Below are 26,421 nucleotides of genomic sequence, written 5' to 3' on the forward strand. Positions count from 1 at the left end.
GCTGACCTCGATGCCGCGGAAGGCCAGCATCTCCTCCACCATGCGAAGGCTCAACGGAAAGTGAAAGTACAACCACACCGTGTAGCTGATCAGCTCCGCAGGGAAGCGGTGGCCGGCGTAGAGGGACTTCGTCATGCCAGCTCATACCCGACCCATGCTGCTCTAGGCAACCCGCTCAGCCGCCAACTTGACGATGCCGTGTTGCCGACTGCGAACATGCCGCCCCTCACAGATTGGGATAGACCGGCCCCTCACCACCCTGTGGCGGCACCCAGTTGATGTTCTGGTTGGGGTCCTTGATGTCGCAGGTCTTGCAGTGGACGCAGTTCTGGGCGTTGATGACGAAGACGTCCTTGCCGTCCTTTTCCACCCACTCGTAGACGCCAGCCGGACAGTAGCGTGTCGAAGGCCCGGCATAGACGTCGAGTTCGGAGGTTTTCTGCAGCTCCGGGATCTTCAGTTGCAGGTGGATCGGCTGGTCTTCCTCGTGGTTGGTGTTCGACAGGAATACCGAGGACAGACGGTCGAATGTCAGCACGCCGTCGGGCTTCGGGTAGTCGATCTTCTTGTGCCGCGCGGCCGGCTCCAGCGACGCGGCGTCGGTCTTGCCGTGGCGAAGCGTGAAGGGCGAGGTGCCGAAGATCTGGTTGATCCACATGTCGAGGCCACCGAGCGTCGCGCCGAGCGCCGTGCCGAACTTCGACCAGAGCGGCTTGACGTTGCGCACCCGCTTCAAATCCTTGCCGATCAGACTGCCACGCCAGCCGTTCTCGATCTCCAGCGGCTCGTCATTGGCGCGACCGGCGGCGATGGCGGCGGCGAGACGATCGGCGGCGAGCATGCCCGAGAGCACGGCATTGTGGCTGCCCTTGATGCGGGGCACGTTGACGAAGCCGGCCGAGCAGCCGATCAGCGCGCCGCCGGGGAAGGAAAGCTTCGGCACCGACTGGTAACCGCCCTCGGTGATGGAGCGGGCGCCGTAGGACAGGCGCTTGCCGCCCTCGAAGGTGCCGCGAATGGCCGGATGCGTCTTGAAGCGTTGGAATTCCTCGAAGGGGTAAAGGTAGGGGTTCTTGTAATTGAGGTGCACGACGAAACCGACTGCGACCATGTTGTCTTCGAGGTGATAGAGAAAGGAGCCGCCGCCGGTTTTCATGCCGAGCGGCCAGCCGAAGTAGTGATGTACGAGGCCTGGCTTGTGGTTCTCGGGCTTGACCTGCCAGAGCTCCTTGAGGCCGATGCCGAACTTCTGCGGCTCGCGATACTTCTGCAGATCGAATTTCGCGATCAGTTGCTTGGCGAGCGAACCGCGCACGCCCTCGCCGATCAGCACATACTTGCCCATCAGCGCCATGCCGCGCGTGTAGTTCAGGCCCGGCTCGCCGCTGCGATCGATGCCCATGTCGCCGGTGGCGACGCCAATGACGGCGCCGGCGTCGTTGTAAAGCAGTTCGGTTGCGGCAAAGCCCGGGTAGATCTCGACGCCCAGCGCTTCGGCATGGCCGGCGAGCCAGCGACAGACATTTCCGAGCGAGACGATATAGTTGCCGTGATTGTTCATCAGCGGCGGCATGAAGGCATTCGGCAGACGCACGGAGCCGGCCGGACCAAGAAAGAGGAACTGATCGTCCGTCACTTCCGTCTTGAAGGGATGGTCGGCCTCCTCGCGCCAGCCTGGCAACAGCGCATCGATGCCAATGGGATCGACCACAGCGCCGGAGAGGATATGGGCGCCGACTTCCGCGCCCTTCTCGAGCACGACGACCGACAGTTCCGGGTTCACCCGCTTCAGCCGGATCGCCGCCGACAGGCCGGCCGGCCCCGCGCCGACGATGACGACGTCGAATTCCATGCTCTCGCGTTCGGGAAGGTCCATCTTTGTCAAAGCGCCTTTTCGAGTTCCGGGAGGATCACGAAGTTGTAGAAGCGTTTCGGGCAATGCGGTCATGTCCAGCGCGCCTCCGCCGCCATCGCGACCGGACCATTCTCCGCGGCCGCCCACAGGGAGAGCCCGTCATCGGTGCCGCGGGCATGCAGCCCAAACGGTGTCCCATCGAAAAGGGGCGACTGGCTGCGAAATGAGAATCGAAGCGGCGGAACGCCCCGGAGCTCGGTGGCAAGCATGCAAAGCAGCGTGGCTTGCAGAGGGCCGTGCACGACGAGGCCCGGATAACCCTCTTCGGTCATCGCATAGGCCCGGTCGTAATGGATGCGATGCCCGTTGAAGGTCAGCGCCGAATAACGGAAGAGCACCGTGGCCGCCGGCTCGAAGCGTCGCCGATGCTCGCCCGCCTGTGCCGGTATGGGAGGCCGCCCCGCGGAGACGCGTGCGTTCCCGCGATAGACGATGTCCTGGCGCTCGGTGATCATTTCCTCCCCGGCGACCACGATCCGATGCTCCACCGCGACAAAGCACAGGATCCCGGCGCTTCCTTGTTTGACGGCGACATCGGCGATGCGGGATCGACGGGTAACCGTATCGCCAATACGCAGGGGCTTGTGAAAGACGAGGCTCCCGCCCGCCCACATCCGCCTCGGCAAAGGTACCGGTGGCAGAAAGCCGCCGCGCGCCGGATGGCCGTCCGCGCCAAGCGATGCCGTCGGCGCGGGCTGCTGGCCAAGGCAGAAGTGGATCATCGCCGGAGCGACATCGCCGCCGCGGAAATCACCCGTCAGGTTGAACGTGGCCGCAAATTTGCCCGCGAGTTCGACCGAAATGTCGGCATCCACGCTTTCCTCGCGGCCGACCCACGAGCGCAGGTGATCGGCGTCCAATGGAACGGATGGCGTCATCGCCCTGTCTTCCCGTCGCCCGCCGGCGCCGCAAGCTGTCCGAGCGCGGGCACCGGCCCATGGCGGCGCTCCGCCCCCTTGAAGATCGGCGCGGGCGCGGGATAGGATACTGGGCCGTCCGGGGTCTCGACGGTGATGCGCCGCAGATGCGGATGACGGGACAAAGCCGCCATGTCGTTGACGGCGGCGAAGGCGACATCCGCCTCGGCTAGGCGCGACTCGGCTTCGACCGCTGGCACGGTCGCGAAGACGGCCGCCACCAGCGCATCGGTCTCGACGCGGTTGCGCACCCGCATGACGTTTGTCGCGAAGCGTGGATCGTGGGCCATCTCCGGCTTCGCGAGAAAGACGGTCGCGAACTTTCGCCATTCGCGGTCGCTTTGGATCGAGATCAGCATATCCGTTCCGTCGCGCGTCGAGAACACGCCGTAAGGCGCGATGGAGACATGCGCGAGCCCAATCCGCTTGGGAGGCCGGCCGCCCTCCTGTAGCAGCAGCGGCACAGTCAGCCAGTCGGCCATGACGTCGAACATCGACAGACGAATGTCAGCGCCCACGCCCGTGACGGACCGGCCAATCAACGCTTCGAGGATGGCGCTGTGCGCCGTCGCGCCGGTTGCGATATCGACAATCGAAATGCCGACCCTGGCGGGCGCCTCAGGTCCCCCCGTCACGGAAGATAGTCCCGACTCGGCCTGGATCAGCAGGTCGTAGGCCTTGCGATCGGCGTAAGGCCCGGTTTCGCCGTAGCCGCTGATCGAACAGACGATCAGCCGCGGATAGGTCTTGCGCAGTGCGGACGACGCGAAGCCCATGCGATCCAGCGCACCCGGCTTCAGGTTCTGGACGAGAATGTCCGCCTGACCCAGCAGGTCGGCCAGGTGCGCCCGGCCCTGTGTCGAAGCGAGATCGAGGATCCTGGAGGACTTGCCCCGGTTCAGCCACACGAAATAGCTGCTCTGGCCGCCGATCACCGCATCATCGTAGCCACGGGCGAAATCGCCCTCGGGACGCTCGATCTTGATCACCTCCGCACCGGCATCCGCGAGCCTCGACGTACAAAAGGGAGCAGCCACAGCCTGCTCGATGGCGACGACCTTGAGGCCTTTGAGGGGAAGGTGGTCCATCAGAACGACCTTGGCAGGCCGAGGACATGCTCGGCGACATAGGAGAGTATGAGGTTCGTCGAGATCGGGGCGACCTGATAGAGGCGCGTCTCGCGGAACTTGCGCTCGACATCATATTCCGCGGCGAAACCGAAACCGCCGTGGAACTGGATACAGGCATTGGCCGCCTCCCATGACGCCTTGGCGGCCAGGAGCTTCGCCATGTTGGCCTGCGTGCCGCAGGGCTGGCCGACGTCGTAGAGACGGCAGGCCTCGAAGCGCATCAGGTTCGCCGCCTCGACCTCGATGAAGCTTTCGGCGATCGGAAACTGCACGCCCTGGTTCTGCCCGATCGGCCGCCCGAAAACCGTACGCTCCTTGGCATAGGCCGACACCTTATCGATGAACCAGTATCCATCGCCGATGCATTCGGCGGCGATCAGCGCGCGTTCGGCATTCAGGCCGGTCAGGATGTATTTGAATCCCTGCCCTTCCTCGCCGATGAGGTTCTCGACGGGGATTTCGAGGTCGTCGAAGAACAGTTCATTGGTTTCGTGATTGACCATGTTGGAGATCGGCTGGACGGTCATTCCCTTGCCGGTCGCCTCCCTGATGTCGACGATGAAGATCGACATGCCTTCCGACTTCTTTTTGACCTGATCGAGTGGCGTGGTGCGTGCGAGAAGGATCATGAGGTCGGAATGCTGGACACGCGAAATCCAGACCTTTTGCCCGTTGATCACGTAGCGGTCACCCTTCCTGACCGCGGTCGTCTTGATCTTCGTCGTGTCCGTACCGGCGGTCGGCTCGGTCACGGCCATCGACTGCAACCGCAGTTCGCCCGTCGCGATCTTCGGCAGGTAACGCTGACGCTGTCCCTCGGAGCCGTGCCGGATCAGGGTGTTCATGTTGTACATCTGGCCGTGGCAAGCACCCGAATTGCCGCCGGAGCGATTGATTTCCTCCATGATCACGGAGGCCTCCGTCAATCCGAGGCCCGACCCGCCATACGCTTCCGGAATGAGGGCCGCCAGCCATCCGGCCTTGGTGAGGGCATCCACGAATTCTTCCGGATAGGCCAGCTTCTCATCGATCCTCCGGTGATAGTCCGGGGGAAACGAGGCGCAGAGATCACGCACGGCGTCCCTGATATCCTGATACTCATGATCGCGCGTCGTCAGCATTCACGTCACTCCGATGTCTTGAATTCGCCGGCGGGCCGCGCTCAGCGGAGCACGAAGGGATTGGCGATCCCCTCGGCCAGATTGATCCAGACGCATTTCGTCTGCAGATATTCATCGATCGCCGCCTGGCCGCTCTCGCGGCCGATGCCGCTCATCTTGTAGCCGCCGAACGGCGCCATGAAGCTGACGGCGCGGTAGGTGTTGACCCAGACCGTTCCGGCCCGAATCCTGTCCGCCATGGTAAGGGCGCGGCGGATGCTGGAGGTCCAGACGCCCGACGCGAGACCGTAGAGGGTGTCGTTGGCGATCTCGATCGCCTCGTCCTCATCCTCGAAGGGAATGATCGAGAGGATGGGGCCGAAGACCTCCTCACGGGCGATCCGCATGGAATTGGACACGCCGCCGAAAATCGTCGGTTCCACGAACCAACCCTTGCCCAACCCCGGATCGTCTGGCGTTCCGCCGCCAAGCAGGCATCGCGCTCCCTCGTCACGCGCCACATCCATGTAGTCGAGGATTTTTTCGCGCTGCGCCAGCGTCGTCACCGGGCCGACCTGCGTCGTCGCCTCCATCGGATCACCGAGGCGCGCGGCGCGGGCGAAATCGACCACCCTCGCGGAGACCTCGTCATGGACCGAGCGCTGCACCAGCAGGCGCGCACCGGCGATGCAGGTCTGGCCGGAAGCGGCGAAGATGCCCGAGATCGCGCCCTTCACCGCGTCATCAAGGTTGGCATCGGCGAAAACGATGTTGGGTGACTTGCCGCCCAGTTCGAGGGTCACATGCTTCAAACCCTTCGCGGCCCCCGCATAGATTGCCGCTCCAGTCGCATCGCCCCCTGTGAACGCGATCTTGGCGACCATGGGATGCCGCGTGAGCGTCGGGCCGATCTCATGACCGTAACCGGTCACCGTGTTGATCACGCCATCTGGGAAGCCGGCTTCGCGAACGAGGTCCATCAGCGCCAGCGTGGAACAGGAGGTGTGCTCGGAAGGCTTGATGACGACGGTGTTGCCCGCCGCGAGCGCCGGCGCGAGCTTCCATGTCAGCAAGAGAAGGGGCGAATTCCACGGCGTGATCGCCACGACGACGCCGAGCGGCTCGCGTTTGGTGTAGGAAAACAGGTCGGCTTTGTCCATCGGCAGGACGCCTCCCTCGACCTTGTCGGCAAGTCCGCCGAAATAATGGAACCATTCGGGGATGTACCGGCACTGGCCGACCATCTCGGCATGGAGTTTGCCGTTGTCGCGCGTCTCGATCGCGGCGAGTTTTTCGGCGTCGCGCGTGATCAGATCCCCAAGACGCCTCAGGAGCTTTCCCCGGGCAGTGGCCGACATCGTCGCCCACGGTCCCCTGACAAAGGCGCGATGAGCCGCCTCGACCGCCGCCTCCGCATCGTCGACACCACAATGCGGCACTTCCGCCCAAGGCTCCGCATCGAACGGATTGATCGAAGCGAGCCAGCGGTTGGTGACGCTCTCGACGGCCTTGCCGTCGACGACGTTACGGAAGCGTGCGAGTTCGGTCATCACGGGCCTCGTCTTCAGATCGGCTGGTAGCCAAGGGCCGCCCGGAAGCGGTTCTTGATATGGACGCCGTCGCGGGGCGGCAGGACTCGCGGGAGGTTTTCCGGCTTGATCTTCAGCGTCGCGAGTTTCAGGCCGTCCCGGGCGGCGACCCTCGCCTTCAACGCGTCGACGCCGGCCATCTCCGTGATTTCCCCAGTCCACGAGAAGCCGCAGGATGCCGCGACCTTGTCGAGGCTGATGCCCCGTCCGGCATGGCTTTCCTGCATGCCCGTCTCACCGAAGTGGCCATTATCGAGAACGGCGATCGTCAGATTGGCCGGCCTGCGCAGCGCGATGGTCGCCAGCGCGCCGAAGCCCATGAGCATCTCCCCATCGCCGGTGATGACCAGGACGGACTTCCCGGGCTGCGCCGTGGCGAGCCCCAGGCCGACCATCGCCGCACTGCCCATCGCGGCCCAGAGATAGTAGTTGTTGTCATGGTCTCCCGCCGCCATGACGTCATAGGAGGCGGAACCGAGGCCGGTGACGACGAGCAGGTCCTGGCGATCCGCGAGCAGGCGGCGGACGACCTCGCGCCGGTCGAGCGGGCCACCCTTTGTCACTTCACCCACTTCTTTTCTCCGATCAGGCGTTGTCCGAGCAGTACGGCACAGGAGGAATTGCCGTTGAAAGCCATGGTGGCGGCGCCATGCAGAAGCGGCGCGACGTCCTTCGGATCGTCCGCCCGCCATGTCATCACGCCCATCAAGTTGAGTGACCTTTCCGTCGCCTGTCCCATCGGGTTCTGCCAGCCGTTGAACTCGGCCCAGTCGCCGCGCATGGTCACGACCATCAGGAGCGGAAACTGCGCGCAGACCTGCAGCGCCAGCGTGTTGATGCAATTGCCCACGCCACTCGACTGCAGGAGAAGAGCGCCCCGCTCCCCGCCCAACCAGGCGCCGGCGAGATAACCGATGCCTTCCTCCTCGGTCGTCAGGACGACGGAATGGATCGTATCGTCGGCCTCCGACAGTCGGATGGCGGTCGAGTGACCGGCATCGGGAACGTAGACGACATGTTTGACGTCGTGGTCCTTCAGGACGCGGAAAACATCGTCCTGCCAGCCCGTCCCGGATGCGCCTTGGAGCGCCGCTTCCATATTTTTCCTCCACGGTTCGCTAAGTTCCGCCCTTCACTTACAGAACCCCGAGCGATAACGTAAAATTCAATTATTCGAAAAGAGATATACAGATGTTTTATAGCTTGATAGGTTTGGACGGGAGAGGAGGCTGGGCATGGACATTCAGCAGCTTAAAACCATCATCCATGTCGAGGAGTTGGGCAGCCTGAGCAAGGCGGCCGAAAGGCTCAATCTCGCCCAGCCGGCGCTCAGCCGTCAGATCCGGCTGCTTGAGGAGGAACTCGGCGTCCATCTCTTCGAACGGCATGGCCGCGGCATGGTCATCACCGCCGTCGGCGAAGCGGTACTGGGTCATGCCGCGACGATCATGCGCGAGATGGATGCGATCCGTTCCACCACCGCCGCCGCGAAGACGACCCTCAGCGGCAAGGTGGAAGTCGGCATGACGCCCACCGTTTCGGAGTTCCTGATCGCGCCGTTGATGGAGCGAGCCAAGGCCCTTCACCCGAATCTTGGCTTGCGTTTTTCCTCGGCCTTCAGCGGGCATCTGATGGACTGGCTCAAGCGCGGCGAGCTCGATGTCGCGTTTTCCTATGATCTCGAACACCAGCCATCCCTCGTCATAAAGCCGGTCATGGTGGAGAACCTGCTGCTGATCGGTCCGGCATCCGCGAAACTCAGCCTGGACCGCACGGAGCCGTTTTCGTCGCTGGCGGCCATGCCCCTCGTGCTGCCGAGCCCGAGGCACGGCCTCAGGCGTATCGTTGACGAGTGCGCGCGCAAGGCCGGCGTTCAGCTCACGGCGGCCGTGGAGGTCGACTCCTTCGGAGCCATGCTCTCACTGGTGAAAAGCGGCTTCGGCTCAACGATCCTGCCGCTCCCACCCATTTATGACCATTTGTCGCGCGGAATCGTGACGGCAGCACCGCTCATCGATCCAGTTCCGAGCCGAAAGCTGGTCGTGGCCTTTGCATCGGACGCGCGTATCAATGCCGCGGCGCGTTACATCGGCGGCTCCTTCGTCGAGATCGCGCGCGATCTCGTGAACAGCGGGGTCTGGTCCGGCTACATGATCGACGATCCGGCGATCTCGAAGCCGCTCTGATCGCTCGAGGAGGGCGGAAAGCACATGAACTCGCAGCAACTGGAGTATTTTTGCAAGATCGTGGAGCACGGGAGCATCTCGCGCGCCGCCCTCGCGTTGTCGATCAACCAGTCGGCTCTGAGCCGTCACATCCGCAACCTCGAAGAGGAACTCGGCGTTTCGCTATTTTATCGCAACGGCCGTGGCGTCATGCTCACCGACCACGGAAAAAGGCTGCTGGAACGCGCGACGCGGGCCTTGGAGGAGATGGAGCTCGCCAGGCAGGAAGCGGCGAACGCGCGCTCCACCGGGCTGGAAAGCGTGATCATCGGGATGACGCCGACCGTCGGCAGATTGCTGGTCCGGCCTCTGGCGCAGGAATTGATCAGCATGCACCCGCGCATCAAGCTGCGCTTTGTCGAAGGTCTGTCGGGCGATCTCGTCGAATGGCTGGAACGGGGCCGGCTCGATATGGCGGTGATGTACCAAGCCACCGGGGTGACCGCGATCCGGTCGGAAAAGCTGATCACGGAACGGCTGGCGCTGGTCACCTCGGCTTCCGCGCAGCCGCTGCCACCCCGAACGCGGACAAGCAGCCTCGGCTCCTTTCCGCTGATACTTCCAAGCGCGCCATATGGCCTGCGTCGCCTTGTCAACATGTCCGCGGCGAACCAGCACATCGATCTCAAGATCAGGATCGAAGCGGACTCCTTCGAATCCATGCTGAGCCTCGTGAAGGCCGGCCTCGGCTCGACGATCCTGCCGGAAAGCGCCGTCGAGGCGGAGGTTCGGCGCGGCGAGTTGCGGACCTCCCTGCTCATCGACGAGCCGATCACCTGGGCGATCGGGCTCGCGACACCCACCAATCGCCCGCTCGTTCAGGGTCTTTCCGGCATCGCGGCGGTCATCCGTCGTGAATTGCGGCGGTTCGACATGTCGCGACGCGATCCGGAAGGCTCAGAGGCCGGCGATCGAAAACCCACCATCAACACTGAGCATTTGTCCCGTGACGAAGCGTGAGGCGTCGCTCGCGAGGAAGAGCGCCGCTTCGGCGATGTGGTCGGGCGCGCCGAGATGGCCGAGCGGGGTGCGCTCGATGCGGCGCCGATACCCTTCCTCGCCAACGATCGCCATGGCTCCCTCCGTCGGGATCGGACCCGGCGAAATGGCATTGACGCGGATTTTCGCGTTCCCAAGCTCCATGGCCAGTTGACGCGTGAGGGCGCCAATCGCGCCCTTCGCCGCGGAATAGGCCGTCGTCCCGCGATAGCCGAGTTGGCCTACGGCGGAGCCGAAGAGGACGAGGGCTCCGCCTTCCTCCGCGCTTATCAGATCCTGGGCGATCTGCGCACCCCAGATGACGGCATCGACACCGACGGCGAGTTGGCAACGCAGCAGGTCGGGGGTGAGGTCGCGCAAGGGACCATAGCGTGTCCAGATCGCACTGGACACCAGCAGCGACAATCCGCCTCGCCCGACGAAATCGGTTGCCGCCCGACGATACGCGGCGCGATCCGTGACATCGACGCCATAGGCATCAGCCCGCCATCCTTGCTGCCTGAGGCTTGCTGCGGCGCGCTCGACGGCCGCCTCGTCGATATCGAACAGGCCGACACGAGCGCCATGCCGAGCGTAGGTTCTCGCGATCGCAAGACCGAGGCCTTGCGCGCCGCCCGTCACGATCGCTGTCTTGCCATCAAGCATCATCAACCCCTGGATTGAAAAACGGCCGGTACGCGCGGCGGCCCGAGAGGCGCCGCGCGATCGAATCAAGCGTGGAGATTGTCCCGGAAGGTCCTCCCTTCGTAGTCGGACCGCATCAATCCACGCTTCCTCAGGATCGGCACCACGCCATCCACGAAGTCCTCGACGCTCGTGGGGTTGACGGTCGGACTGATGTTGAAGCCGTGGCAGCGGGATTGACGCCAGAAGGTTTCGATCTGGTCGGCCACCTGCTCGGGCGTGCCCACGAGTTGCGGCATGCCATAGGAGGTGCCCCAATGCAGTGCCGCCTCGCGGATGGAGGGCACACGCCCCTCGAAGACATCGAGCATGGCGGACAGCAGCCCCTGCGACGCGTTGGTGGTCACATCGGCAAGAGGCTGATCGAGATCGCGATCATCGAGATCCGCACCGATCATCGCGCCGAACCGGCTGAGCGCCGTCTTCACGGGCACCCGTTTCGCCAGCGCCGAACGCTTCGCCCGCGCCTCCGCTTCCGTTCCGCCGATGATCGGCTGGAGGCCGAAGAAGACCCTCGGCCGATCCGGCTTGCCGGCGGCCAAACCCGCCGCATCCGCGGCCTCGACGAATTTCGTCATGGCGCCGAGGCGCGGCTGCAGACCATAGATCGCATCGGCATGGGTCGCGGCAAAGCTCAGCCCGCGTCCCGACTGCCCCGCCTGGAAGATCAGCGGCCGGCCCTGTGGCGAATTCATGACAACCGGATAGGCGTGGCACTTCATGTACTTACCGTCAAAGTCCACCTTCCCGACACGAGCGGGATCGATGTAGACCCCCTTCTCCCTGTCGGCCACCACCGCATCGCGTGGGAAAGCATCCCACAGGCGGTAGCAGATCTCCATGTAGTCCTCCGCCTGATCGTAGCGGGAATCATGGTCGGGCCGCGTCAGGCCCAGCGCCTCGAAGTCGTTGCGGACGTGGCTCGTGACCACGTTCCAGGCGACGCGACCTCCGGTTAGGTTGTCCAGCGTTCCCAAACGGCGAACGGCGAGGAAGGGCGGCGTACCCGCCGTCGAAAGGGTCACACCGAAGCCCAGATGCTCCGTGACGGACGCCATGTAAGGAATGAGGGCGAAGGGGTCGAGGCGTGGAAAGTAGGACCCGAAGGCCATCGTGTCGGCGGCGCTCGCCTGAGATTCCGCTGGCAGAGCCAGCGTATCGGCGAAGAATACCCCATCGAAGCGGCCACGTTCCAGCGTCCTGGCGAGACCCTGCCAGTAGCCCGGCGTGGTGAAATCGGCGCCCTGCCGATCGCCGGGGTCGGCCCAGGTCATCTGCGTGTGCGTGATCGGGCTGAAGACCAGCACTTGGTTGAAATGGATATGGGGCATGGCGTTCCTCCAAGGACATTGATGGCGTGCGAAGGCATCGCCGCGGATCAGGGACTGACACGGCGGCCGGAATGATGTTCGGTCGCGGTAGGTGGCGGCTTCAGCTGCGGCTGGTGGCGGTGTTTCGCCCCGTTACGGCGGCCGCCGTGTAATCGGCGGTTGGCGGATGCCAGCTGCCGTCGAGCGCCAGCGCCAGATCCGCCTCGTGCTGGGCTTTCGCGCGGGTGACAAGCCTCTCCCGGGACTCGACGCCAAGCGCTTGCAGCTGGGGCAGGTCCACGCCGATGAGCTGTCCGCCACGCTTGACGAATTGACCGGCGACCATGACGCTGTCGACGAGGCCCGGATGTCCGGAAATGGCGACCATGCCCAGGGGGTAATTCACGGGGAACACCGTCGGATCATCCATCTTCAGAAAAATCAGGTCCGCTTCCTTGCCGACTTCGAGGGTCCCGATCCGCCGATCGAGTCCACAGGCCCGGGCACCCTCGATCGTCGCGAATTCCACGACGTCGCGGCAGCGTAGATCCAGGCCCCGCTGGTCGGGCGCACTGCCCTTCCCCTCATTGTCAAGGCCGCGCTGGGCGATCAGCGCCGTGTTCATCGTGCGGAACATGTCGCCGCACACCGCCGTGCAAGTATCGATCGAGAGGCTCGGACGAATGCCGCCCGCGAGAAGCCGCCCGGTCGCCGGCCAGCCGAAACCCATCTGGATTTCGACGAAGGGGCTGACGGAGGCCGTGCAGCCGCAATCGCCCATCATCGCGATCTCATCGTCGCCGATCGTGTTGCAATGGACCACGGTGGTGCGATGATCGAGCAGGCCACGCTCGAACATGCGGCCAACCGGGCGGTTCCTGCCCCAACCGGCGGAGCCCCCGTGAACGGTGACATTGAGATCGAGATCGCGGGCGAGACGCACATCGGCCTCGGTCCGTTCGATGGACGTATATTGCGGTCCGCGCAGGCCGAGCGCCAGGGTGACAAGTCCGTCATCGCCGCTGAAGATCGTTTCGCGCAGGCGCCGTAGATCCTCATCGATCGGCGTGTTGTTCGGAAACCCGAAATGGGCGCTGTAACCGAAGACGGAGCGGCCCGGCGCATCGATGAGCCCTTGGGCCGCCGCGTCCGCATGCTCGGGCGACGAAATCCCATGCGACCAGTCGAGCATGGTGGTGATGCCGGACGACAGGGCTTCGATACGGCCGAGCAGGTTGCCGAGATAGATGTCCGACGGCGCATAGAGATGCTTGAAGGTGGCATGCGCGCCCTTGGCATATTGCGCCAGCGACCAATCGCTCGCCAAGCCGCGCAGCATGGTCTGCCAGGTGTGCCGATGCGTATCGACGAAACCTGGCATGACGAGCATGTTGGAGGCATCGACGATCTCCGCTTCGCCGGCCTCGATCTTAGGGTCAATCGCGACGATGCGTGATCCTTCGAGAAGGATGTCGAGCTTTTCACCGTCGCCCCGCAGACCGTCCAGCGTCACCACAAGTCCGTTCTTGATCAGCATTTTGCGCGGCATGTCGTATCCTTGTATCGCTATGGCTCAGCAGGCGGTGGAAAACCGCTCGATGCAGGTTTTGAGGATTTCGACCGGCGGACGCTTCCACCAGTCGTGCTCCGAGAAGATCTCGACCTCGTGGGGCCCGGCATAACCGGCGTCCTGCACGAGCCGGCGGATGCGCGGCAGATCGATACAGCCATCACCCATCATCGCTCGATCGGTCAGGAGGGTGCGTGTCGGCAGACGCCAGTCGCTCACGTGATAGCCACGGATCAGGCCCGCGGCCCGGCCGATGTCGTCGGCGAGGTTGGGATCCCACCAGAGGTGATAGGCGTCGACGATCACGCCGATGTCGGCGCGAAAGGAGCGGCAGAACTCCAGGGCCTGCCGTAGCGTGAAAAACAGCCCACGATCGGCGGCATACATCGGATGCAGGGGCTCGAGCAGAATCTGGAGCCCCGCTTGGCGGACAGGCTGCAGCAAAGCCTGCAAACCCTCGGCGAAATAGAGGCGCGCCCGCCCCAGGTCCTTGTTGTCGCCGCCAACCCGCCCGCCGGTCGCGATGATGCCGGTGGCACCGATGCTCCGCGCGGCCTCTATCATGCCCAAGGCTTCATCGATCGCCGTTTGCCATGCGCCGCCGCGCGTTGCGGGAAAGGCGGGCAGCCGCGCATAGGCGGTGACGGAAAGTCCTTCGCCGCGCAGGATCCGCGCCGCCTCCGCCACTCCCACCGCACCGACCTGCTCCTTCGTGACACCGACATGGCGGATGCCATAGGCGGCGCAAAGCTTCGCCGCCGAACCGAAATCGATCGAGGGTCCAAGCGTCACGAGGTTGATGGCGAGGTCCGGACGCAACGTCATCATGCGCCGACCCGATTCCATCCGCGTCCGCCCTCGCCAAGAAGCGCGTGGCCGTCTTCGGTCACGACGAGCGAGTCCTCGAGCTTGATGAGCCCGCGTCTCGGATGCGCGAGCGTCGTCTCGACGGAGATCACCATGCCCGCCTCCAGCGGGCGATCGGCATCGTAGCCCTCATAGGGAATTGGACCGCGGCCCGTCAGGCGTGGGGCTTCATGGCTGATCAGCCCCATGCCGTGGGCGAGGAAATGCGCATCCGGCGCGATTGGCGAGGCATGCAGGCGGTCTTCGGCCACACGGTAGATGTCGTCACCCGTCGCACCGGGCCGAATGACGGCGAACGCCGCCTGCTGCACCGCCTCGACGTCGTCGAGCAGCCCGACCAATTCATCATCCGGCTCGCCGAGAATGGCCATGCGCGCGAGGTCGCCGATATAGCCTTTGTCATTCCCGCCGGAATCGATCGACAGGATGTCGCCCTTCTTCAAGGACTGCGCCGAGGGGGCCCGGTTGAGGCTCGTGCTCAGGGAGAGGAAGCAATATTCGAAGGTCAGGCCACGCCCGACCTCCTCCAGTCGCAGCCGCTGGATGATGTCCTCCTTGGTCATGCCTTCGGTGATCGCCGCCACCGTGGCCATCATGGAGTCGATCACCTTCTGCGACGCCCTTCGCAGCAACGCGATCTCACGTGGCGTCTTGATCGCGCGCAGCCGCTCCAGCGGGAAGAGGGCGTCGTGGAACGTCGCTTCGGGAAACGCGTCCGAAAGGATGCGCGCAGCGTTCATCGGCAAAAAGGCCGTCTCGACGCCGATCCTGCCGACCGGCAGCCCCGTCTCGCGGATATGGGTGATCGCCTCCCGCAGCGCGTCCTCGACGCCGGACGGACCTACCGAGCTCATGGGCGTCCAGAAGGGCGATACCTGTCGCTGGTGCCGCTCGAGTTGATGGCCGATATAGGCCGCCACATCCGGCATGGCCTTGGCGTAGATGAAGATGGGCAGGTAGCGGCTCGTGCCGAGCGCATCCATAAAGTGGAAGAAATCGGACCGGTGCCCGCCAAGCAGATACTGTATGTTGTGCTTCGAGGTCGCGAGGAGCATGTCGATCCCCGCCTCCTCCATGAGCCGGTCCAGCTTGCCGGTATCGAACGGCGGCTCGTGCGTTTCCGCTCGAAGGGGCGCCTGCGTCGCGATGGAACTCATGCGATTCTCCAAAGGTTCTTGACGGGCTCAGCCCAGATGATGGTTTTCGCGCCGGCCGGCGCCGCCGAGGTAATCTTCGAGATACATCTCGTATGTCGCCTGTCCGGTGAGCCGATCGAGGTCGCCCGTCGACAGCATGGGCGGGCCGACCCCGCCTTCCCGGTCCGCCGCCATCTCCGCCCGCGCCGCGTGGTAGGCGGCCATCATCGGACGATGTCCTTTCAGGACGATCCGGACGGTCGTGTCGCTCAGAACGTCGATATCGGCGAGAGCCCGGTTCGACGTCCCAAGGATGGCCGGCGTCTCCAGTCCGTCCAAGACATCGCGCAACTGCTCGGAGGTTTCGACGCCGCGCACGAAGACCATGTCGGCTCCGGCTTCCGCGAAGGCGCGCAGCCGCCGGCGCGCATCCTCGATATCCGCCAGCCCCGCGCCGCCGGTGCGGCCAACGATCATCAGGCCGGGATCGGTGCGCGCCGCCAAGGCCGCCCTGATCTTGCCAACGGCTTCATCCAGAGGAACGAGCCCAGGCACGCCGCGGGCGCCAAAGCGATCCGGAAGGTCCGTATCCTCGATCGTGATGGCGGCGACCCCGGCCTGTTCCAGTTCCTCGACGGTCCTGCGGACATTGAGCGCGTTGCCATAACCATGGTCGGCATCCACGATCAGCGGGAGGCTGCTGGCACGGCAGACGCGACGGGCGAGATCGGCCAATTCGCTGAGCGTGATCGCCGTCACGTCGGGCGCCCCAAGCACGGCGATCGATGCCACCGAACCGGCAAGCATCATGGCGGGGAACCCCAGTTCGCCGGCGATGCGCGACGAAATCGGATCGAAGACGGAAGCGGGCGAGACACAACGTGGCCCCGCGACCAACGCCCGCAGATCACGACGTTTCCGGGAGGCCGGCAAGGCGGTTGTTTCGATCGCGTCACGCCGCACGGCCAGCCCCCAGATCGAGAATGCGTTGAAGATCCGCGTGGCTCGCACCTTGCCAGCAGAGGCTCACCAAGGCCGCCGGAGCGACGATGGGCGATCCGTCCCGCGCCAGAAGATCGGCGCATTTGTTGGAAAGCTCATCATACGTAAGAGGACGCCGCACGCTGCCGCGGGCCGCCTCCACAAGAACATCGTGGCATTTGCCGTCGCTCGTCTCGACCCTGACACGGGCGGCTTCAGGCGACATGGCGTCGTCGGCGATCGCGAAGACACGCCCGGCCAAGTGCCGAAGTTCCCTGTCATGAACAGCGTCATTCGTCAGATCGTCGAGACCAACCCTTCCCCTCTTCCAGGCGACGGCGACGCTGTGATGCAGGCTGAGCCTGGCTTCGTGCCCATCTTCCGGAAGCGCCCGATCGGTCACGGCGAGCAGGAGCGGATGTCCGGTCACGACGATCCTGCCGATCCCGACATCGTTGGAAAGCGCGCGCCGCAACTCGAAGATCCCGTCGATGACGGGATGGAGGAAAACACAGGTCGGATAGGGTTTGGGCGAGGTGTCGCCGCTCTCCCAGTCGTCACCCAGTCCACGCGTGATGAGGGCGGCGTCGGAATTGACGGCCGTCACACGCAGGTAACCCTTCGGACCCTCCAGGGCTGTCGGTGAGGCTGCCAACCCGGCCTTGGCGTAGAGGGCGGCATGGAGCCCGTTCCGGGCGGCCGACCCGACACCGATGGTCTTCGCCGCCGAACCGAAATTCTCCGCGATGCCGGCGGCTTGCGAACAGGCGATCCCGATGGCGTCCCGCACACCGCCTTCGCCGAGCCTGAGCATCTTCGCCGCGGCGGCCGCCGCGCCGATCGTTCCGCAGGTCGCCGTGATGTGCCATCCGGCGGTGTAATGGTCCCGGCCGAGCGCGCGGCCGACGCGGATGGCAACCTCACCACCGAGGGCGACCGCCAGGAGGACGTCCGCCATCGAGGCGTCATCCCGTTCGGCGATCGGCAGGATGGCCGAAAGGATCGGTGCCGTCGGATGGATGAGCGTCGCGGGATGGGTGTCGTCGAAGTCGAGGATGTTGCCGCTCGCCGAATTGACGAGCGCCGCCGTCGCTGGATCGACCTTCTTCGGCACGCCGAGAACCGTTGCCGTCGGAGTGCCAGCAAGAGCCTCGTGCGCCATCAAGAGCCGGCCGATTTCGGGATCGGCGCTCCCCGCGACCATGTTGGCGACGATGTTGACGAAGCAGCGGCGGGCGACAAGCTCGACCGTGGCCGGTAGCGAAACCGTCTCCGCCACGAAGCGTGCGAGGGCTTGTGTCGCCCCTGCCGCCGGCGAGGTGCCATCAACGCGGTTCAACATCGTTGTCTCCTTCCGGTGGCGCCATCGGTTCGAAAAGATTGCGCATCCAGGCCACGCGCGCCGCGCGCAGCAGACGCGTCTGGCTTTGGACCACGTCGTCGCGATAGCCCTCGACGAAGCGGGTCCAGGCGGGCGCGCGGCGCTGGTCTTCCAATGTGGCGAGCGCGGCCTCGCGGTCTTCCGACCAGTGATATCGAATGACACGGTGCTGCCGCCCGACGAGGGCGACGAAGGTTCCCACGAGATGACCAAGCGCCCGCTCGTCGGCGGTCGAATGCGCGCGACAGGCGTTCCAATACGCCGGAAGCGCGCCCGGCCGAAAATCCGTCACCTCCTCCACGAGGCAGACGGTTTCCGATCTCGCGACCGAAAAGCGCGGCTCTCCTGGGAGCCAGTCACGCCCTTCGCCCCAGACAGGGTTCAACGCATCGACGGGGCAGACCTTCAGGAACATGTTTTCCTGCGCGAGCATCAGCGCGCGACCGGCGACAAGGTAGTTCGTCCTTTCCTCGTCGATGCCGGAGAAGAGCCGCGACTGCCAATCCTCGAAGGAATCGTAGCGATAGAGCATCACGATTTGCTCCGCCGGCCCCGCGACGGTTTCGAAATATCCGATATTGCGCTCCAGAAGCCGCGGTATGTGGCGAGGCGTGTTCCAGCGTTCCTGGTATTCCCAGAAGCGGTCGATCTCGCCAGGCTTGAACGTGTAGCAACGCCTTTCGAACAACATGGGCCCAACCCTTCCCAGCCTATCGCGCGCCGTAAAAGCCGGCATCCATTCCGGTCCGCCAGTAGGCGCCGCCATTGGTGAAACCGCCATCGACCAGGATCTCCTCACCGGTCACCATCGCCGCATCGTCGCTGGCGAGGAAACAGACCACGGAAGCCACCTCCGAAGGTTCCGCCGCTCGGCCGAGTGGCGTCAAATTGAGAAGGCCCTGGAGATGAGGCGCATCTCGGTTGATATCCGTCACGACAACGCCCGGGCAGACGCAATTGACGCGGATCCCAGAGGATGCGAACTCCATGGCCGCCGATCGCGTCAGGCCACGCATGCCCCATTTGCTGACCGCGTAGGCGACGTCCGGATGGCCGGCGAAGGCCGAGTTCGAGCCGATGTTGACGATCGCGCCTCCACCCGCGGCCTGCATGAGCCGGGCGGCCGCCTGAATGCCGAGAAAAGCGCCGGTGAGGTTGACGTTGAGAACGTCCTGCCAGTCCACCAGCGCATAGGTCGCGATGTTCTTGCGCTTCACGATGCCCGCATTGTTGACGAGGATGTCGAGCCGGCCTTTCCACGCGATGATGTCCTCCATCAAACCCCGCCAGGATGTTTCCGACGAAACGTCGTGAATGAAGAAGCGCGCTTCGAAACCATCCGTCGACAAGGCCTCGACAGCCGCCCCGCCCTCCTCCTCAAGCACATCGCACAGCACCACCGCCGCACCCTTCTTCGCAAACAGCCGCGCCATCGCGAGCCCCTGCCCACGCGCCGAACCGGTGATCAGGGCAACCTTGCCATTCATGTCGGACATCTTGTCTCCTTGCGGCCGCGAGTGGGCCGCCATGCTTCACACCGAGAGATGTTCAGAGAGGATATGCGGCGCGGCGCGCAGTCCGGCTGTCGTGCCGGACCAGGCCACATGCCCTTTCTCGATGACGTAATGCTGGTCGCCAAGACGCATCAGATGCTCGATGTTCTTGTCGATCAGCAGGATGGCCTGACCGCGAGACTTGACCTTTTCGATGCAGGACCAGATTTCCGCACGGACGAGCGGCGCCAGCCCTTCGGTCGCCTCGTCGAAGATCAGCAACACCGGATTAGTCAGCAGGGCACGCCCGATCGCCAGCATCTGCTGCTCGCCGCCCGACAACTGGTTCCCGCCGTTGCCGATGCGCTCGGCCAGCCGGGGAAACAGGTCGAAGACCTCGTCCACCGACCAACGGCTCTCCGCGGGGGCGCCGCTTCTCAAACCCATCGTGGCCACGAGGTTCTCGCGCACCGTCAGGTTGGGGAAGATGCGCCGCCCTTCCGGCACCAGGCCAAGACCCATCCGCGCGATCTTGTAGGAGGGTAGACCCAGGACCTCTCTGTCCATGAAGCGTACGGAGCCGCTGAAGGACGGCATCATTCCGCAGATCGTCTTCACTATCGTGGACTTGCCCATGCCGTTGCGGCCCAGAAGCGTCACCACCTGACGCGGCGCGACATCGAGACTGATCCCGAACAAGGCTTGGATGGAACCGTAGGCGGTGGTCACGTCGCGAAGTTGAAGGAGCGTCGTCATGCCGCGATCTCCTCTTCACCGAGATAGGCCGCGCGCACCGCCTTGTCCTTGCGGATCTCCTCCGGCCTGCCGCAGGCGATCGGCTTGCCATAGACGAGAACGGTGATGCGATCGGCCAAGGCGAAGACCGCCGACATGTCGTGTTCGACCAGCAGGATCCCGTATTGCCCCTTCAGCCGTCGCAGGAGCGTGACCATCTCCTTCGATTCCGAATGGCTCATTCCCGCCATCGGCTCGTCAAGCAGCAGCAAGCGGGGCGCCATCGCCAGACTCATGGCGATTTCGAGCTGACGACGCCCGCCATGCGCGATCCGCGCGACCGGCACATCGGCGACATCCAGAAGACCGACCTGCCTCAGGATATCGCGTGCCGGTTCGACCAGGGCCGCATCCGAATGCACGTTGGTCCAGAACGAGAAGCTGGAGCCGCTGCGGGCCTGAACCGCCAGCATGACGTTTTCGATGACGGTGAACTCCGTGAAGACGGAGGTGATCTGGTAGGAGCGCGCGAGACCGAGCGCGGCACGCCGATGCACCGGCCATCGGGTGATGTCCCGTCCTTCCAGCAGAATGCTGCCTTCCGTCGGCCGAAGCGTGCCGGACAATTGGCTGATGAGTGTGGTTTTGCCCGCACCGTTGGGCCCGATGATCGCGTGCAGTTCGCCGGGCTTGATGGTCAGGTCAAGATTGTCGGTGGCGAGCAGTCCCCCGAAGCGCTTCACCAGACCTTTGACTTCGAGGAGGCTCATCGCACACCTCCGTCGCGCGCGACCAGGAAGCCGTAGAGCCCCTTCTTGAGCGTCAGGGTCACGACGATGATGACGATGCCCAGAACCGCGGTCCAGTTGCTGCGGATGAATTCACTGAGGTTCCAGGGCAGATCGATGTAAAAGGACGCCAGCAGTTCCTCCAGCACGACCCAGACGGTAGCCCCCACCAGCGGGCCGATCAGCGTACCGGCACCGCCCAGGACCGTCATGACGACCAGATCGCCCGACATGATCCATTCGAGATACGAGGGTGTGGCGAAGCGCGTCAGGTTGGCCAGCAGGACGCCGGCGAGAACGCAGATCTCAGCCGAGATGACATAGGCGACGAGCTTGTGGCGAAGCGTGCTGAAACCGAGCGCCCTCATCCGCGCCTCGTTGAGCTTGCATCCCCGGATGACCATGCCGAAGCGCGCGTGGATCAGCCGGTGAAGCAGGAGGAGCACGAGCATCAGCACGAAAAAAGCCATGTAGTAGAAGGTCGTGGCGTTCGCCGCGTCCAGCGGGAAGAACGCGCTCCGGCTCGGCAAAGGCATGCCTTCGTCCCCGCCGTATTGCCTCAGGCCGACCGCCAGATAGAAAAACATCTGCGAGAACGCGAGCGTGATCATCACGAAGCCGAAACCGCTTGTCCGCAGACAGACGAGGCCGATCGGCACGGCGATGACACCCCCGGCAGCGAGCGCGATGAGGAGATGCGCCCAGCCGTTCGCGAGGCCGGAGTGGAGCGAGATGGCGACCGCGTAGGCCCCGATCCCGATGTAGAGGGCGTGGCCGAGACTGACCATGCCAACGTAGCCGAGCGCGAGATTCACGCCAATCGCGGCTATGGCGAAGATCATGATCCGCGAGATCAGGACAATGTAGAACGGTTGACCGATCCCATGGGCGACGAGCGGTGCGACCGCGAAGGCGGCGATCAGCACGAGGGCGACGCAATTTGACAGTCTCATTCGGGAAAGCATGTTCGTATTCATGACGTCACCGGTATTTCGCTGGGAACAGGCCGTTGGGCTTGAGCGCGAGCACGGTCGCCATGAACACATAGATGAGAATGGACGCGACGGCGGGACCAGCGCCGCGCGCGATTTCGGGATCGAGCAAGGCCCGCATGATCGCCGGCAGGAAGGCGCGGCCGATCGTGTCGACGATGCCGACCACCAGCGCGCCGTAGAAGGCGCCCCGGATCGATCCGATGCCGCCGGTGACGATGACCACGAGAACAAGGACAAGGATCGGCTCGCCCATGCCGGGCTGGATTGAGAGGATCGGCCCGGCCATGACGCCCGCGAAGCCCGCCAATGCGGCACCGATCGCGAAGACCAGCGTGTTGACGAGACGGATGTTGACCCCGAGCGCGGCGATCATCTCGCGGTCGGAGGCGCCGGCGCGGATCCACATGCCGACGCGGGTCCTGTTGATCGCGAGATAGAGGCCAAGCCCGACAAGAAGCCCAGCGACGATGATCGCGAAGCGATAAGACGGATAAGACAGGCCGAAGAGCGTGACCGTGCCGGAGAGAAATTCCGGCGTGCTCATGAAGACGGGCGCTTGGCCCCAGATGATCTTCACGGTCTGATTGAAGACGAGGATCAGCCCGAACGTCGCCAGAACCTGATAGAGGTCCTCCACGCCATAGAGCCGGGACAGCAGGAGGCGCTCGAGTAGATAACCGACGACGAGCGTTCCGGCAACGGCGAGGATCGCCGAGACGACGAAGGATCCCGTCATCGCGTGCAGTGCCGCCGCGATATAGGCTCCGATCATGTAGAGCGAGCCATGGGCGAGGTTGGCGAAGTTCATGATGCCCATCACCAGCGTGAGGCCGGCGGACATCAGGAAAAGCAGGATGCCAAGCTGCAATCCGTTCAGGAGTTGCGCGGCGATCAAGGACATGCTCATCGGAATTTCCCAGTCATTTGAAAGGGCGACCCGTGCTCCGAAGCTGGCCGGACAGGTCGTGTGGCTTATGGCAGGGGGCATTCCTGGTGATAGCTGTCCTGCTGGTCCGGGAAGGTTTCGACCGTTTTCATGCGGTAGTCGCCACCATCCTTCTCGGCGGCGAAGACGTACATGGATTGGATCGGGAAATTGTTGTTGTTGAACCGCAACTTGCCGCGCGTGGTGCCTTCGGAACCCTCCTTCAACGCGGCGCGGAAGGCTTCCTGGTTGGCGACATCACCGTTCACGCGCCGGATCGCGGCATCAAGCAGAACGGCGCTGTCATAGCCCGCGGCGACATAGTTGGCCGGCATCCTGTTGAATTTTTTCTTGAAGGCGTCGAGAAGCGCCTTGCTGGCTGGCGTATCTACCGAGGACATCCAGAACTCGCCGACATGGACACCGACCGCCGCGTCCTTGAGGCTTGGCAGAGACTGGTCGTCGAGAAAGCCGGTGGTCAGTAGCGGGATCGTCGCGTTCAATCCCGCCTGATGATACTGCCGGGTGAAATTGATGCCGAGCGCGGGCGGGAAGAAGACGAAGACCGCGTCCGGCGCCGTCACCTGGATTTGCGCGATCTCGGCGGAGAAGTCGGGCTGGGTCAGCGCCGTGTAGTTTTCTTCGACGATCGTGCCTTCAAACGTGCGCTTGAACCCGGCCGCGACATCCTTGCCGGCCTGATAGTTGGCTGCCAGGATCATCACGTTGTTGTACTTGCCATTGGCGTAGCGCCCGACGACCTCGGATATCTGGTTGGCCTGACGCGCCGTGTAAAAAGCGTACGGCGAGCAACCTTTGCCGGCGACAGGCGAAGGACCGGCTCCGGAGCTGATCAGGAAAACCTTCCTCTCAGTGATCGGGCGATGGACGGCCATCATGATGTTCGAGCCGGTGATACCGGTGATGATCGGAACTTGGTCCTTCTCGATCAGCTTTTCGACGAGCTGCGTGGCCACTTCCGGCTTCCACTGGCTGTCTTCCCGGATCACCCGTACCGGGAAGCCGCCGAGCTTGCCGTCGTGCTGCTCGAGAAAAAGATTGAAGCCCTCGTACTGGTCTTCGGCCAGGGCTCCCGCGACTCCGGTGAAGTCGCCGATATAACCGATCTTGATTGGCTCCTGTGTCGCGGCGGGGCCGGTCGTGGCTCCGAGGCTCAGGCCGACGACGACTGTGGAAATGATCTTGCGCATTTTTTTCCTCCCAGAGGCCCAACGAGGGCAAGGGAAGAACTAAACCGATCACTTGCCAATGGGAACATGACAGTCCGTCATAACTGTATTCCAGCAGGCTAGCCTCGGCATTTGAGCGGGTGAACGACCCCGCAAACAGGTATGACTCCAGGTCATGTTTTCACTGAAAACAGCGCATCATATACATGGCCGCGAGGTCGATCCGACTATCGGAGAACGCGTGCCGCTCCGTCATCCAAGGATCACGGAACCGGGCGGAGCGTTGGAGAAAAAGGTTCGGGACGGCGCCCGTCGCACGCGGCGAGACCGAACCACGCGGCGGGCCGCTTCCGAAGCCCGTCAATGATCATCGCCTCATGAGACGGCGACATCCGGCGCGCAACGTTCGCGTGACCGGCCGCCGTCGCGAGCGATCCCATGGTTTCACGGAGGATCAGCAGGACATGAAGGACAAGGCGACAGCCCTACGATCGGATATCAAGCTTGCCCATGCGGACAGCTTCTACATCGACGGCAAGTGGGTGAAACCGTCCACCGGCGCGTTGATCGAAGTCTTCGACGCCGCCACCGAGGAACCATTCCTGCGCGTCGCCGCGGCGGCGAAACAGGATATGTCGGACGCCATCGACGCCGCTCGGCGTGCCTTCGACAGCGGGCCATGGCCGCGCATGAAGCTGGCGGAACGCGCGAGGTACCTGCGCGCCCTCGCCGCCGGGATCCGCGCCCGCCAGGACATCGTGACCGAGATCTGGTCGCGGGAATCGGGCGTCGTCCTTTCGACATCGCGGTACGGCATGGACATGCTGCCGCTGCAGTACGAGCGCTACGCCGATCTCGCGGAGACCTTCCCCTTCGATGAGCGGGCAGAGATCACCCAGGGAAAGGGGACCGAGGCCTGGATCGTGCGCGAGCCGGTCGGTGTCGTTGGCGCGATCATCCCCTGAAACGCGCCCGCGCTGCTCACCGCGATCAAGCTCGCACCGGCTCTTCTCGCCGGCTGCACCGTCATGTTGAAGGCAGCGCCGGAGGGACCTGGCAACATCAACCTCATGGCTGAGATCGCCCATGAGGCCGGGCTGCCGCCGGGCGTTCTGCACATCCTGACGGCCGAGCGCGATGTGTCGGAACTGCTGGTCTCCGACGCCCGGATCGACAAGATCGCGTTCACGGGCTCGACCGTCACCGGAAGGCGTATCGCCGCGGTGTGCGCCGAACGGATCGGGCGCTATACGCTCGAGCTTGGCGGCAAGAGCGCCGCCATCATCATGGACGACTTCGACCTGCAGCGCGCGGCCGATATCCTAAGCCGCGAGCAATGCTATCTGACCGGGCAGGTCTGCTCGTCGCTGACGCGGATCATCGAGGATCGCGGACGACACGACGAGATGGTCGATCGTCTCGCCGCGACCTTCTCCAAGGTCCGCGTCGGCGATCCGCTCGATCCGACCAGCGAGATGGGGCCCCTCGTTTCGCGCCGCCGGCGCGACCGGGCGCTGGGTCTCATTGAACGCGGCCGCGACGAAGGATCACGGCTGGCGACGGGAGGCGGCCAACCGGCCCACCTCAAACGTGGCTGGTTCATCGAACCGACGGTCTTCGGCGATGTCAGCAACAATTCGACGCTCGGTCGCGAGGAGGTCTTCGGACCCGTGCTCTCCGTCATCCCGTCGGACGGCGTCGAGGATGCCATCCGCATCGCCAACGACACGATATACGGCCTGAACGGCAGCCTATTCACCAATGACCCCAAGGACGCGGAAAGGGTGCTTCGCCGCCTGCGGACCGGCACGGCAGGTCACAACGATCACCACACCGATCTCGGCATCGCCTTCTGCGGCTTCAAGCAGTCCGGCGTCGGGCGGGAGGGCGGACGGGAAGGTCTCCTGCCGTATCTTGAAGCCAAGACCATGATCCTGGACGCGGCGATCTGATCATCCAAAAGCGCGCACCAGAGGCCGGCGGGCTACAGCCCGTCCGCCTCTTCGCGTTGGGCGCTTTGCTTCGCAAGGCCGCGCGGTGTGACCGCGTCCAGCCATTGCGCCCGAGCGCCGCGGCAAACCCGATATGACTTCCGGTTCATACCCCGAGCGCCGGACCTCTTCTAAAGTCTCCAGGTTGGTGTCATGTGTCGCCGGACGGTTTCTAGGAGGAAAACTGATGCGCCTTTTCAATCCAGCCTTGATAACCGGTGCCTTCGCACTTGCACTCGCGCCGGCGTCACACGCGCAGGACCATCAGATCGGCCACCACGTGTTTAGGGGCACCAACCCAGATCACGTCCCGCAAGCATGGTCGGACGGCACCTTGGTGCGCCGCAGCGACGCGCGGTCGCCGCCCTCCCCGTCGCCGTAGACTGGGTGCTGAAGGTCGAACGCGTCGGCATCCCGCGCCGTGTCGAACCGATGGGCTTCACGCTGGGCCATGACGGATCGCCGGCGTCACCGGCTTTGCCGGTTCAGGGCTCGTGATC

Annotated in this window: 24 protein-coding genes and 2 pseudogenes; 3 read left to right on the top strand and 23 right to left on the bottom strand. The window is 64.1% G+C overall.

Annotated features, from left to right (window positions below):
• From N825_RS32695 to N825_RS32730, 8 genes and pseudogenes are all read right to left on the bottom strand, one after another.
• Positions 1-135 (bottom strand): annotated as a pseudogene (locus N825_RS32695) (IS6 family transposase); the annotation flags it as partial.
• Between the two features lie 91 nt (positions 136-226).
• A complete protein-coding gene (locus N825_RS32700; RefSeq protein WP_037461020.1) occupies positions 227-1,876 on the bottom strand; it encodes an electron transfer flavoprotein-ubiquinone oxidoreductase in 1,650 nt (549 codons plus the stop codon).
• Positions 1,877-1,944: 68 nt separating this feature from the next.
• Complete coding sequence (locus tag N825_RS32705; RefSeq protein ID WP_037461022.1) at positions 1,945-2,793, bottom strand: HTD2 family dehydratase; 849 nt, start codon at positions 2,791-2,793, stop codon at positions 1,945-1,947.
• Positions 2,790-3,920 carry a CaiB/BaiF CoA transferase family protein gene (locus tag N825_RS32710; protein ID WP_037461024.1) on the bottom strand — a complete coding sequence of 377 codons (1,131 nt, stop codon included), beginning with the start codon at positions 3,918-3,920 and terminating at the stop codon, positions 2,790-2,792. The genes N825_RS32705 and N825_RS32710 overlap by 4 nt, the downstream gene beginning before the upstream one ends.
• Positions 3,920-5,083: an acyl-CoA dehydrogenase family protein gene (locus tag N825_RS32715; protein ID WP_037461025.1), complete on the bottom strand. Its 1,164-nt coding sequence runs from the start codon at positions 5,081-5,083 to the stop codon at positions 3,920-3,922. Before N825_RS32715 ends, N825_RS32710 begins: the two co-directional genes overlap by 1 nt.
• Positions 5,084-5,124: 41 nt before the next feature.
• Positions 5,125-6,612, bottom strand: coding sequence for an aldehyde dehydrogenase (locus N825_RS32720; RefSeq protein ID WP_037461026.1), 1,488 nt, complete (start codon positions 6,610-6,612; stop codon positions 5,125-5,127).
• A gap of 14 nt (positions 6,613-6,626) precedes the next feature.
• Positions 6,627-7,223, bottom strand: coding sequence for a thiamine pyrophosphate-dependent enzyme (locus tag N825_RS32725; protein WP_037461027.1), 597 nt, complete (start codon positions 7,221-7,223; stop codon positions 6,627-6,629).
• Positions 7,211-7,750 carry a thiamine pyrophosphate-binding protein gene (locus N825_RS32730; RefSeq protein WP_037461028.1) on the bottom strand — a complete coding sequence of 180 codons (540 nt, stop codon included), beginning with the start codon at positions 7,748-7,750 and terminating at the stop codon, positions 7,211-7,213. The genes N825_RS32725 and N825_RS32730 overlap by 13 nt, the downstream gene beginning before the upstream one ends.
• Before the next feature lie 136 nt (positions 7,751-7,886).
• On the opposite strand from N825_RS32730, the gene N825_RS32735 reads away from it, so the two are divergent.
• Positions 7,887-8,837 (top strand): LysR family transcriptional regulator, encoded by a 951-nt coding sequence (locus N825_RS32735; protein ID WP_037461030.1) that lies wholly within the window; start codon positions 7,887-7,889, stop codon positions 8,835-8,837.
• Between the two features lie 24 nt (positions 8,838-8,861).
• On the top strand, positions 8,862-9,836 hold the full coding sequence (locus N825_RS32740) for a LysR family transcriptional regulator (RefSeq protein WP_051513890.1): 975 nt from the start codon (positions 8,862-8,864) through the stop codon (positions 9,834-9,836).
• Here the strand turns inward: N825_RS32740 and N825_RS32745 are convergent.
• The 14 genes from N825_RS32745 to N825_RS32810 all read right to left on the bottom strand — a co-directional run bounded on the left by N825_RS32745 (position 9,774) and on the right by N825_RS32810 (position 23,951).
• Positions 9,774-10,520: an SDR family NAD(P)-dependent oxidoreductase gene (locus N825_RS32745; protein ID WP_198039018.1), complete on the bottom strand. Its 747-nt coding sequence runs from the start codon at positions 10,518-10,520 to the stop codon at positions 9,774-9,776. The genes N825_RS32740 and N825_RS32745 overlap by 63 nt on opposite strands.
• 65 nt (positions 10,521-10,585) lie before the next feature.
• The gene (locus N825_RS32750) at positions 10,586-11,890 is read right to left on the bottom strand and encodes an NtaA/DmoA family FMN-dependent monooxygenase (RefSeq protein WP_037461034.1); all 1,305 of its coding nucleotides are present in this window, start codon (positions 11,888-11,890) and stop codon (positions 10,586-10,588) included.
• Positions 11,891-11,990: 100 nt separating this feature from the next.
• Entirely contained in the window at positions 11,991-13,418 is a 1,428-nt protein-coding gene (locus tag N825_RS32755) for an amidohydrolase family protein (protein WP_037461036.1), read from the bottom strand.
• A gap of 24 nt (positions 13,419-13,442) precedes the next feature.
• Complete coding sequence (locus N825_RS32760; protein WP_051513891.1) at positions 13,443-14,267, bottom strand: sugar phosphate isomerase/epimerase family protein; 825 nt, start codon at positions 14,265-14,267, stop codon at positions 13,443-13,445.
• Complete coding sequence (locus tag N825_RS32765) at positions 14,264-15,463, bottom strand: M24 family metallopeptidase (protein WP_037461037.1); 1,200 nt, start codon at positions 15,461-15,463, stop codon at positions 14,264-14,266. The genes N825_RS32760 and N825_RS32765 overlap by 4 nt, the downstream gene beginning before the upstream one ends.
• 27 nt (positions 15,464-15,490) lie before the next feature.
• Entirely contained in the window at positions 15,491-16,405 is a 915-nt protein-coding gene (locus N825_RS32770) for an isocitrate lyase/PEP mutase family protein (RefSeq protein ID WP_051513893.1), read from the bottom strand.
• Positions 16,395-17,765 (bottom strand): MmgE/PrpD family protein, encoded by a 1,371-nt coding sequence (locus tag N825_RS32775; RefSeq protein WP_051513896.1) that lies wholly within the window; start codon positions 17,763-17,765, stop codon positions 16,395-16,397. Before N825_RS32775 ends, N825_RS32770 begins: the two co-directional genes overlap by 11 nt.
• Positions 17,749-18,495 (bottom strand): NIPSNAP family protein, encoded by a 747-nt coding sequence (locus N825_RS32780; protein WP_051513898.1) that lies wholly within the window; start codon positions 18,493-18,495, stop codon positions 17,749-17,751. Before N825_RS32780 ends, N825_RS32775 begins: the two co-directional genes overlap by 17 nt.
• Before the next feature lie 19 nt (positions 18,496-18,514).
• Positions 18,515-19,300 carry an SDR family NAD(P)-dependent oxidoreductase gene (locus N825_RS32785; RefSeq protein ID WP_037461069.1) on the bottom strand — a complete coding sequence of 262 codons (786 nt, stop codon included), beginning with the start codon at positions 19,298-19,300 and terminating at the stop codon, positions 18,515-18,517.
• 36 nt (positions 19,301-19,336) lie between these two features.
• Positions 19,337-20,053: an ABC transporter ATP-binding protein gene (locus N825_RS32790; protein ID WP_037461038.1), complete on the bottom strand. Its 717-nt coding sequence runs from the start codon at positions 20,051-20,053 to the stop codon at positions 19,337-19,339.
• Positions 20,050-20,802 (bottom strand): ABC transporter ATP-binding protein, encoded by a 753-nt coding sequence (locus tag N825_RS32795; protein WP_037461040.1) that lies wholly within the window; start codon positions 20,800-20,802, stop codon positions 20,050-20,052. The genes N825_RS32790 and N825_RS32795 overlap by 4 nt, the downstream gene beginning before the upstream one ends.
• Positions 20,799-21,773 carry a branched-chain amino acid ABC transporter permease gene (locus N825_RS32800; RefSeq protein WP_198039019.1) on the bottom strand — a complete coding sequence of 325 codons (975 nt, stop codon included), beginning with the start codon at positions 21,771-21,773 and terminating at the stop codon, positions 20,799-20,801. The genes N825_RS32795 and N825_RS32800 overlap by 4 nt, the downstream gene beginning before the upstream one ends.
• A 28-nt stretch (positions 21,774-21,801) precedes the next feature.
• On the bottom strand, positions 21,802-22,722 hold the full coding sequence (locus N825_RS32805; RefSeq protein WP_037461046.1) for a branched-chain amino acid ABC transporter permease: 921 nt from the start codon (positions 22,720-22,722) through the stop codon (positions 21,802-21,804).
• A gap of 65 nt (positions 22,723-22,787) precedes the next feature.
• Complete coding sequence (locus tag N825_RS32810) at positions 22,788-23,951, bottom strand: ABC transporter substrate-binding protein (protein ID WP_037461048.1); 1,164 nt, start codon at positions 23,949-23,951, stop codon at positions 22,788-22,790.
• A 443-nt stretch (positions 23,952-24,394) separates the two neighbouring features.
• On the opposite strand from N825_RS32810, the pseudogene N825_RS32815 reads away from it, so the two are divergent.
• Positions 24,395-25,882: pseudogene (locus N825_RS32815) on the top strand (aldehyde dehydrogenase).
• 342 nt (positions 25,883-26,224) lie between these two features.
• On the opposite strand, the gene N825_RS39415 reads toward N825_RS32815, so the two are convergent.
• Positions 26,225-26,374 carry a hypothetical protein gene (locus N825_RS39415; RefSeq protein ID WP_157619709.1) on the bottom strand — a complete coding sequence of 50 codons (150 nt, stop codon included), beginning with the start codon at positions 26,372-26,374 and terminating at the stop codon, positions 26,225-26,227.
• Between the last annotated feature and the right edge of the window lie 47 nt (positions 26,375-26,421).

It is taken from the genome of Skermanella stibiiresistens SB22 (assembly GCF_000576635.1).
Lineage (GTDB): Bacteria > Pseudomonadota > Alphaproteobacteria > Azospirillales > Azospirillaceae > Skermanella > Skermanella stibiiresistens.